Origin of the sequence: Caloramator sp. ALD01 (assembly GCF_000472625.1) — a bacterium.
In the GTDB taxonomy this organism is placed as follows: Bacteria; Bacillota; Clostridia; order Clostridiales; family Caloramatoraceae; genus Thermobrachium; species Thermobrachium proteoclasticum.
The window spans coordinates 1-1,921 of the sequence record NZ_AXAA01000067.1 but is presented as its reverse complement, the minus strand read 5'-3'; the positions used below and the strand labels follow the sequence as shown (position 1 = coordinate 1,921).

1 protein-coding gene is annotated in these 1,921 nt (G+C 33.7%); it reads right to left on the bottom strand.

All coding sequences use genetic code 11. The annotated features are described in order from the left end of the window. Positions 1–547: 547 nt before the first annotated feature. Positions 548–1,711 (bottom strand): ROK family protein, encoded by a 1,164-nt coding sequence (locus tag A3M9_RS0112240; RefSeq protein ID WP_027309430.1) that lies wholly within the window; start codon positions 1,709–1,711, stop codon positions 548–550. Positions 1,712–1,921 lie beyond the last annotated feature (210 nt).

Here is a 1,921-nt window from a genome sequence, read left to right as displayed (position 1 = left end):
TGAATAAAAGATAATATGCGCAACTATATATAGTATGTTTTTAAAAATAATTTGATTTTTTCGGAGGTCTCCCACCCAAGTGAAATGTGACATTTCACACTTAGTTATATAAAAACACTTATTTCTAAATCAAATGACATTCTAATTATAAACAAACCTACTTGTCAGCTGTAACTCAAAAAACCTTTAAGGAATTTTATTTAGCTTCTTCATTGGCTATAACTAATCTTATCTTTTCAACTTCTAAATAGTGCTTTTTAAAATCGAGTATGAGCTGAATAATTATTTTATTCAGCGTCCTCTCACACTGGACTTTGTTTTGTTATGCAAACTCGTCCGCCTCAAATCAGCCTCGTATGTGGTTCTTGTTCATCGAGCCAGGACTTTGCCTCCGGCTTTCTTTAGATTCCACCTCACGATGGACACCCTGCCATTGGCTAATGGTTCACACTACCAAGCCCATAGCAGACTTTCGCCGCCAAGCTGTCGCCCATGCTGGGCACACATACCATAAAGTCACCTGCCATAAAAGCAGGTGACTTTATATTTATATATTATCAAATAAATTATCAAGTACTAAAACTGCAGCACCCTTTATAATTGCATCGCCTTTGGTATCTGCCCTCTTTATCTCGCAGCTTTCAAAAAGGTCTGGTAGTGCATACTTCTTTGCATTTTCAATTGTACCATTTAAATAGTAATCATTAACATCAATTAAATCTCCACCTAATACAATAAGTTGTGGATTAAATGTATTAATTAAATTAGCAACTGCAAGACCTAAATATTCCGATGCTCTATTTATTGCAGAAATAGCCCTTTCATCGCCCTTTAAGGATAACTCGTGTATAGCCATACAATCCTTATCAAGTCCTAACTCTGCCGCATATCTCTCTACTGCCTTTTCTGAACTAAATGTCTCAATACAACCTCTATTTCCACAGCTACAAAGCGGGCCATCAAAACAAACCTTAGTATGCCCAAATTCTCCAAAGCCATCAGTATATCCCCTCATCTGCTGCTTATTATTAATTAAGGACATACCTACTCCATAACCAATCTTAACACTTATAAATTGATCTACATATTTACCTGCACCATACCAGCTCTCACTAAGTGCCATTGCTCTTACGTCTCTATCCAAAAATGCTGGTACATCAAATATTTTTTCTATATCTGTTCTTATATCTTTATTTTTCCACCCATAATTGGGAGAATATACAATTTTACCCTTTTCAGCATCTACTATACCGTGGGCTGCTATTCCAATTCCAAGTAATTTTTCCTTATTAATTTCGTTTTCTTTAACTAATTCTTCTATACCATCCTTAATGATATTCAATGCCTCTTCATAGGTTGTGTTTGGAGTTGTTTTAACCGTTATCTTATCAATTATCTTTGACTCCATATTTAAAACTGCAGTTCTAATTCTTGTAGAACCTATATGTACCGATAAAATATAATATGAATCAGCATTTATTTTAAGAAGAATTGGCTTTCTCCCACCTGTAGATTGTCCAAGGTCACTTTCTACAATTATATTTTTATTAATTAATTCTGCCGTTATATTTGTGACTGTTGCTGGTGTTAAATTCAATATCTTTGCTATTTCTGCCCTTGATATAGGTCCCTTTAGCCTTATTACATCTATAATGAGACCAGTATTTATTTTTTTCATAAGCTGAAAGCTTCCTGGTACAATATTATCCATAGATACTCCCCCCCTTTTACCATTATAGAAAGAATTTTAACAATTTTCAATGTTAATTTATTTAATAAACCATAACAACTTGCACAAAAACCCAGGTGAAATTTTACACTTTATAAAAAATGTCACATTTCACCTGGGTGGGAGACCTCCGAAAAAATATTATGGTATAATAAATATGCATAAATATTTTTTTGGAGGTCTTTTATGTTT